We start from the raw sequence: 8,579 nt of genomic DNA, 5'->3' as shown, positions 1-8,579 counted from the left end.
TAAAAGAATCATCAAAAAATATATATAATTCCACTGAAAGCCAGCATAAAATTAAAGGTTATATAAGAAATATAAATGCAGGATTTGCTTTATATGAAAGAAGTGCTCAAGATTTGTTAACTAAATTAATGACTCATGAAAACAAAATATATCAAAATCAAAAAATTCTTTTAGATGAAAAATACACTCTAGACGATTCAATTAAGAATCTTTCAAGTATTATTGAGAACTTTTCTAATGACTTACAAACCAAACTAGATATAATGTTTGAGAATTCTTTAGACATTCAAGATAAGCTAGATGTTATGTTTAATAACTCCTTCATGCAAGATGAAGTTCCTCTTGATAGTGAAGATTTATTTGAAAATAATATTGATAGTATATTTAATCCTTTAAGTGAAGAAATTTATGAGATAGAAAAGAAAGAAATAAAGGCCATAGGTGAGGATGAGTTAAATGAATAATAAATATAGAAGAACTGTTAACAGAGAATTTGAAAAGAGTAGTTTCTGGCCAACATTTACAGATTTATTATCCACTGTGTTGATGGTTGTAATTCTTATCTTATTTAGTTCAGAAAGTATCTCAGGCTCAGTTGAACAAGATTTAGCTAAAAATGTGAATGCTTCTGTTGAAGAAACCTTTAAAAAAAGTGGTATACCTGTGAAAGTGGATAAGGCTAATGGTCAAGTAACTTTTGGTGAAAGGACAATGTTTGATGTAGATAGTGATGTCTTGAAACCAGAGGCTAAAGAGATGTTAAAAATGTTTGTTCCAAAGTACATAGAAACTATTTATAAAGATTATGGCGACTATATATCTAAAATAGTTATAGAAGGTCATACAGACGATGTAGGAAGCTATATCTATAACTTAGATTTATCACAAAGAAGGGCATATAGCGTTGCTAAATTTGTAGTAGGAGATGAAATAGGTAATTATAAATATAAAGATGAAGTAACTAAACATATTATTGCAATAGGTAGGTCAAAAGCTGAACTCGTAAAAAATGGAGATAATAGTGTAAATAGAGATGCATCTAGAAGAGTAGAGCTAAAATATGAAATAAATATTAATCAAAATAAATAGTTAAAAAATTATAAAAAAAAAGAAGGCAGTTGGTGTGAGCTTTAAGCCTTCTTTAAGGAAAAAGTTTATTTATTTTTGTTGATATTTAATATAGTATAAGTTTTGGAAGAATTTTGCAATATTTTAAACATAAATGGTCGTTTAAAATGCATAACTGGGTACTACTGATGTAAAATAATTCATTTTATATAATATAAAACTTATACGGTGTCAATTTTTATTATTATTATTTTATAAATGCTAATTAAAATATTATGTAAAAAAATATCATAAAAACGCATATCATGTTATAATTATTAGTGTATTATGAAAAAGAAGATGTAGTCTATGGTAGAAAAGCTGGAAGGTAACAACTAGAATTAGTTGTTACCTTTTTATTTACTGTACTTTAAAGTATAACTTATGGAAGAATATCTTATTTCTATGCATTCTTCTTATATCTATACTAATAAATTATATTATGAATTTTTAAAATAACTAACATATTATTATTTCAGTACTCAATCAAGATAGATTGACTATAAAATAGAAATATTGCTATTAAATAATTAATTATGATAGAATAAGTCGATAGATGATATATATTATAAAAATATTATGGAATTAATATTTTTCATAAAGTATTATAAAGTAAAAAACAGTAATAAAATATACAAAGTTTTATAAGCTTTTAAAAAATTGCTAGTGTATTATGAAGATGGAGGCGTAGTTTGTGATAGAAGAAAATGTAAGTAATGAAAAAAACTCTAAAATTAAAGCTTTAATATTTCTGCTAATAATTTCCATATGTATTTATTTAACTGGTTGTAGTAATACATCAGACAGTGGAAATAATCAATCAAATAATTTAAGTGATAAAAATGTAAAAATTCATTTTATTAATACTGGTAATAGCGATGCTATATTAATTCAGGATGGTAAAACTTTTACACTAATTGATGGAGGTGATAATGATGATGAAAATCTAATTGTAGATTATTTAAATAATCAAGGCGTAAAAGATATTAAATATCTTATAGCTACTCATTCTCATGCAGACCATTTAGGTGGACTTGATTTTGTTGTAAAAAATTTCAACATAGAAAATGTTTTTGTATCAAACGGTTCAGCAGAAACAAAGAGTTATAGAGATTTTATATATGCTTTAGCAAATAAGGATTTATCACCAAGTGTACCTCTTGAAAATAAAAAGTTTTATCTTGAAGAATCCTATTTTGAAGTTCTAAATACAAATGGAGGAAATACTACTAATGAACAATCATTAGTACTTATATATACTAATGGTAAGGATAAAGTTTTATTTACAGGCGATGCTGAAGAAGGTACAGAAAAAGAAATATTATCAAAACTTGGAAAAGTAGACATTTTAAAGGTAGCCCATCATGGTTCCCGTAGTAGTTCATCTCAGAATTTTTTAGATAAAGTAAATCCTGAATATGCAGTAATTTTAGTTGGGAAAGGTAATTCATATGGTCATCCACATAAAGATACTATTACAAGGTTAATTAATAAAGGCATTGAAATTCATAGAAGCGACTTTTGTAAGGATGTAATATTCGAATCTACAGGTAAAGGTGTTAAAACTGAGTGCAAAGAGTGGGCATATAATAATATACAAAATAAGGATTTAAATAATTCTAAGAATATTTTAAAACATGAAAATGATACAAATATTCTTTATGATTCTAAGATTGTTTATTGGACTCCTAATGGTTCAGTATATCATATTACCGATAAATGTAATTCATTATCCAATAGTAAGAATATATTAACTGGTAGTATAGTTGATAGCGGAAAGCCAAGAGTATGTAAAAATTGTGAATAAATATCTAATAATCAAGACCATTATATAAAAGGATAATACATTGAATAAGATATGAAAGATACTACATTATGATGAAATTTATTCGATTATGGAGGAAATATGTATGATTAGATTAGTTATTTGTGAAGATGAAAAAAATCAGCAAAACTTAATAAAAAAATATATAGAGAAAGTATTTTATAATCTAAATATAGAGTATAAAATACTTATATTTAGCTCTTCAGAAGAATTAATCAGTAATTATCCTAAAGATATAGATGTATTTTTACTTGATATTCAAATGGGGAAAATTAATGGAATGGATTTAGCTAGAGAGATTAGGAAAAGGGGCGATAAAAGTTCAGAAATAATATTCATTACTTCATTAGTTGATTATATACAAGAAGGGTATGAGGTAAGAGCATATAGGTATATATTAAAGCCTATAAACTATGAGGATTTAGAAAAACATCTTATAAATTGTATAAATGAAAAATATGAAAATGATAAGTATCTAGCTATAAATGAAAAAAACATCATAAATAAAATAACAATAAATAAAATAACTTATATAGAAATACAAAAAAAAGATATAACTATACATACAATAAGTGGAAAGTATAAAATAAAGAATACAATGGATAAAATAGAAAAAGAAATAAATAGTAGCAAATTTTATAGATGTCATAAAAGTTTTTTAGTTAATCTAGAATATGTAGAAAGTATAAAACAATATATGGCAATACTCGATAACAAAGAAGAAGTGCCTATAAGTAGATATCGATTTAAAGATACTAAAGATAAGTTCTTCAACTTAATAGGAAACAAGCTATGATAAATTCATATTTATGTTATATGATTAGACAAAGTATAAGTACAATAGTATTTATTTTAATATTTTTTATTATAATGAAAAAATTCAGATATGAATATAATCCATCAAGTATATTTTTAAAAATTATAAATTTAATACTATTGTTAAAAATTATAAAAACTAAAGTGTGGTTATACACACCTATAGTAGATATTGTTAGTATAGTAATATCATTAGCTTTTATTTGTAAATGCTCCTATAGGATGAAATTTAAAACATCTTTTATTTACTCTTTTATATATACTATATTATATAAAATATCAGAACTAACAATTCACTATATATTATTATATGTATATGTATTTTTTATGGAAGAATTCAAATTTAACATTAGACTAAAGTTTGAAATAATTGAGTTTATTACAATGAATCTTATTATTTTTATATTTATCTATAATTTTGATAAAATAAAAAATCTATATATAAACGCCAAGTATTACATTTATATAGTATTAACAATACTTATAAATGCTTTTATAATTTTATTCTTAAATAAAGCGACAGATAGTATTTATGATTTTTATTCAATAATATCAGACAATAAAATAAATTATAATATAACATTTATGCCATTTGTTAATTTTGCTGATTTTGTATTTCCATATATTATAGTTGTAATAAATACAGTTTTTATTGGAACCCTTATAAACTCGATAAAATCAACTAAAGAAGATGCAAAAATCAAAGTTATAAACGAAAAACTAGACATGCAACATAAGTATTACTTAACACAACAAGAATCTCAAAGAAAAATAAAAAACCTTTATCATGACATAAACAATCACATTGCCAGTATAAAGGCTCTTCAAAGTAATAATGAAGATGTAAATAAATATTTGGATAATATAAAAAATGAAATGAAAGATTTTGATGAAGTGTATAATACAGGAAATATATTACTAGATATAATATTAAATGAAAAAAGTAAAATATGTAAAGAGAATAAGATAGATTTTATGTGTGATATAAATTTTTTAAGATGTGATTTTATAGATGTTGTAGATGTAACTAGTATTTTCTCCAATTTATTAGATAATTCAATAGAAGCTTGTAATAAAATAGATGGCAGCATTCAAAAAAAATATATAAATATAAGAGGAACTATTATAAAAAAGTATTATGTTATAAAATGTGAAAATAGTAAAATCAATAAAGTTGTAATTAAAAATGGAAAGTTTATAACTGATAAACAAGATAAGTACATTCATGGAATAGGTATTCAAAGTATAAAATCATCTATTGAAAAATATAATGGAGAACTAAATTTCAAATCTGATGAAGTAAAGTTTATAGCAACAATATATATACCTATTTAATAAAAACATGACAGTTATAGCTATAAAAATACCACTTGTGTTATAAATATTGAGATTAAAAAATAAAGGTGATATCTTTTAAATGTAAAAGGTATCACCTTATTTTTATATTTAATATACAAGTAGGAGGTAAAGATGAAAATCAGTTTAAAATTAGCATTAATATACTTGAGGAATCAAAAAGGGAGGAGTTTAGCTCTTATAACAAGCATAGCTTTAGCAGTAATTTTAGTATTTACACTAAATATTATACCAGAAACTCAAAGTAAACTTAATATTAAAGAAGCTTATATAAACTTTAGTGATTATCATATTGAATATACTAACTTGAGTAATGATATAACAATGAAGCTTAAAAAAGATAAAGAAGTAAAAGAAATTCACAATATAAAGAACTTTGGTAATTTAGTAGATGAAAGTGGTGTATCAATAAGTTTAAATTCATATGACAAAGACTTTATAAATCAATATGGTTATAAGTTAATAAAAGGAAATGAGCCACAAAATGAAAATGAAATTGTATTAGAAGAAAAAGCATTAAAAGAAATGAGATTAAAGAATAATATAGGACAAACTATTGATTTTAAAATAGTAAAAGATTATATGGATGAAAATGATGAACATCAGTTATTTAGTGGAAATAAGAAACTTAAATTAGTTGGTATTATTCAAAAGCCAGAAGGATACTACACAGCAAATGAATACTATAAAGTAAACTGTTTTATTTATGATAGTAAGAATATCAATATTATACCTAAAAATTTGGTTAGATATAACGGTATTTTAAAGCTTAATACCAAAATACCAAATATCGGAAAAACAAATATACTTAAAGAAAAATATAAGTTAAATGATGACAATTTTACAATAAATTTAGGTTTAAACGAAGTATTAGATGAATATAAAATGAGTAAAAATACTAGCTTTAGTAAAAATAATAAGTTAATTCCTATAATATCATCTACTTTAGTTATATATAATATTTTTAATATTATACTAGTAGATATGACAAAACAAATAGGTATGCTAAGAGCTATAGGATTATCCAAGAAGAGTATAAGATATATGTTATTTATACAAAGTATTATAGTTCTTATAGGTGGATTAATTGTAGGGTTTGCAATAGGTACAATATTATCATATATAGGATTAAGATGTATATATGGAAATATAACAGAACTTTATATAAGTGAAACAAGTATGCTTGAACCTTTAATAATGGCTACAGCATCAGTATTAGTATCAATTATATTTATTATGCATAAATTAGACAAAAATTCTCCAATAGAAGCTATTAGAAGTACAAACAATTCGAAAATACATACAAAAAATAAGTTTTATTATAAATTAATAAGAAAAATATTTGGGATAACAGGAGAAATGGCTTATAAAAATGTATGGAGGAATAAAACAAGAACTATTGTATGTGCACTCTCAATAGCTTTGGCAGGAACCTTCTATATAAGCAAGATGGCAGTCTATAACAATCATAATATAGGTGATAGTAGTATACAAGTTAGGACTATGGGTAAAACTGATATTATTTTGAAAAAGGATATAAATAATACTGATGAGAGATTTGCATATTATAATGAGAAATATATAAATGAAATAGAAAAAATAAAAGAAATAAAAGAAATCCAGCCAAATATGAATATAAATGGGTTTTATAATACAGATATTAATAACTTAAGTGATGATTATATACCTTATCATGAATCATCAACAAATAAAAATAATTTAGAAATTAATTTGACTCTTAAGGGATATAAGGATAAAACATTAGAAAATATAGACAATTTTATACTTGATGGAAATAATATAATAAATAATTTAGAAAATGAATATCCAAGTGCATTAATATCTAATAATTTTTATTCAACAAGACAAGGAAATAATGATGTACAAATACTAAAAGAGATAAAAGTAAATGATTTAATAAATATTAAGATACCAGTAAATAAAAATGGAAAAGTAGAATATAAAAAACAAAAGATAAGAGTTGTAGGGATATTAAATAAAGATTATGTAGTAAATCAAGAGGGAGGTTTTGATACAAACTTACAAGTTTTATTAAATGAAAAAGATTATAAGGATATAACAGGTTATTCTAATTACAATGAAATATCTATAAAAGTTGAAGAAGATAAGGATAGAGAGGTTATTGATAAATTAAAAATAATAACAGAAGATAGTTCATTCGTAGATATTGAAAGTAAATATGAATATAAAAATTTTTTCATGGAGCAAAGTAATAAAAACAAAAAGACTGTACTAATTTCCGCTTTACTTACACTTATAATATCTTCTATAAATGTTATTTGTATATTAAGAACAAATATTATGATTAGAATAAGCGAAATATCAACATTAAGAGCGATAGGAATGAGTATGAAAAAGATTAAAAGTATGATTGTAAAAGAAAGTATTATGTATGGAGTACTTAGTACATTAATAGCATCAATCATTTCAACTTTTAATTACTATAAATTTGTAAATATGGTAAACGTAGGACAATCACAAATATTAGGGGTAGAAAATAGTATGAAGTTTTATATACCTATTTATGAAATACTTCAATTTGGAGTTGCAACTATATTGATATGTTTAGTGGGATCTTATTTATCTAAAAACAAAATAGAAAAATTAAGTATAGTAGACGGTTTAAAAATAAATGAGTAAAGGCGGTAAATGTATGGAGATATTAGAAGTAATAAATTTAAATAAAATCTATGGTAAAGGGGAGAATAAAGTAATAGCTTTAAAAAATATTAACTTGGTATTTGAGAAAGGAAAGTTTACATCAATAATTGGCCCTAGTGGAAGTGGTAAAAGTACACTTTTACACTGTATAGCAGGATTAGACAATATAACATCAGGTAAAGTTATTATTGATGGTAAGAATATATCAAAATTAAAAGAAGAAGAATTATCAAAATTTAGAAGAGAAAAATTTGGATTCATATTTCAAAGCTTTAACTTGATACCAGTTATGAGTGTATATGATAATATAGTACTTCCAGTAACTATAGATAACAAGAAAATAGATAAAAATTATATAAAGAATATACTAGATTTATTAAAGATTAAAGATGAAATAAATAAGTTTCCAAATGAGTTAAGTGGAGGACAGCAACAAAGAGTTGCTATAGCAAGAGCATTAGTGAATAAACCTGAAATAATATTTGCAGATGAGCCTACTGGTAATTTAGATAGTAAGACTACTGATGATGTAATGAATCTTTTAAAAATTTGTGTAGACGAATTTGAACAAACTTTAGTTATGATAACTCACAATAATGATATAGCAAAAATGGCTGATGTGTGTATAGCAATACAAGATGGTAATATTTCAAATGTAGTTTAAATCTATTTATTAATTTATTTTAGTGTAAACATTCAATAAAAAGTTTAATTTATTTGTTTTTTTAAATACTGCAAATAGAAAGTATTAAATAATATAAAAGAGTAGATAAATACATATAAAAATAAGCTA

At 23.4% G+C, this 8,579-nt stretch carries 6 protein-coding genes and 1 pseudogene; all 7 read left to right on the top strand.

The window, feature by feature from the left end; all coding sequences use genetic code 11:
* A pseudogene (locus KGF48_RS19490) lies at positions 1–464 on the top strand (hypothetical protein); the annotation flags it as partial.
* Positions 457–1,089, top strand: a complete 633-nt coding sequence (locus tag KGF48_RS19485) for an OmpA family protein (RefSeq protein WP_227839436.1) — start codon at positions 457–459, stop codon at positions 1,087–1,089. The pseudogene KGF48_RS19490 and the gene KGF48_RS19485, both read left to right, overlap by 8 nt.
* A gap of 712 nt (positions 1,090–1,801) precedes the next feature.
* Positions 1,802–2,914 carry a ComEC/Rec2 family competence protein gene (locus KGF48_RS19480; protein ID WP_227868483.1) on the top strand — a complete coding sequence of 371 codons (1,113 nt, stop codon included), beginning with the start codon at positions 1,802–1,804 and terminating at the stop codon, positions 2,912–2,914.
* 103 nt (positions 2,915–3,017) lie between these two features.
* Positions 3,018–3,728 carry a LytR/AlgR family response regulator transcription factor gene (locus KGF48_RS19475; protein WP_227868482.1) on the top strand — a complete coding sequence of 237 codons (711 nt, stop codon included), beginning with the start codon at positions 3,018–3,020 and terminating at the stop codon, positions 3,726–3,728.
* A 404-nt stretch (positions 3,729–4,132) separates the two neighbouring features.
* Positions 4,133–5,083: a sensor histidine kinase gene (locus tag KGF48_RS19470; RefSeq protein ID WP_227868481.1), complete on the top strand. Its 951-nt coding sequence runs from the start codon at positions 4,133–4,135 to the stop codon at positions 5,081–5,083.
* Positions 5,084–5,218: 135 nt separating this feature from the next.
* Entirely contained in the window at positions 5,219–7,765 is a 2,547-nt protein-coding gene (locus KGF48_RS19465; RefSeq protein ID WP_227868480.1) for an FtsX-like permease family protein, read from the top strand.
* A 13-nt stretch (positions 7,766–7,778) separates the two neighbouring features.
* Positions 7,779–8,450 carry an ABC transporter ATP-binding protein gene (locus tag KGF48_RS19460; RefSeq protein ID WP_227868479.1) on the top strand — a complete coding sequence of 224 codons (672 nt, stop codon included), beginning with the start codon at positions 7,779–7,781 and terminating at the stop codon, positions 8,448–8,450.
* Positions 8,451–8,579: the final 129 nt, after the last annotated feature.

Origin of the sequence: Clostridioides sp. ZZV15-6388 (assembly GCF_020657755.1) — a bacterium.
GTDB lineage: Bacteria > Bacillota > Clostridia > Peptostreptococcales > Peptostreptococcaceae > Clostridioides.
This window is presented reverse-complemented; position numbering and strand designations above follow the sequence as displayed.

Coding starts and splice junctions, on each gene's coding strand:
- KGF48_RS19460 (WP_227868479.1), top strand. CDS start 7,779: ATGGAGATATTAGAAGTAATAAATTTAAATAAAATCTATGGTAAAGGG.
- KGF48_RS19485 (WP_227839436.1), top strand. CDS start 457: ATGAATAATAAATATAGAAGAACTGTTAACAGAGAATTTGAAAAGAGT.
- KGF48_RS19470 (WP_227868481.1), top strand. CDS start 4,133: ATGAATCTTATTATTTTTATATTTATCTATAATTTTGATAAAATAAAA.
- KGF48_RS19475 (WP_227868482.1), top strand. CDS start 3,018: ATGATTAGATTAGTTATTTGTGAAGATGAAAAAAATCAGCAAAACTTA.
- KGF48_RS19465 (WP_227868480.1), top strand. CDS start 5,219: ATGAAAATCAGTTTAAAATTAGCATTAATATACTTGAGGAATCAAAAA.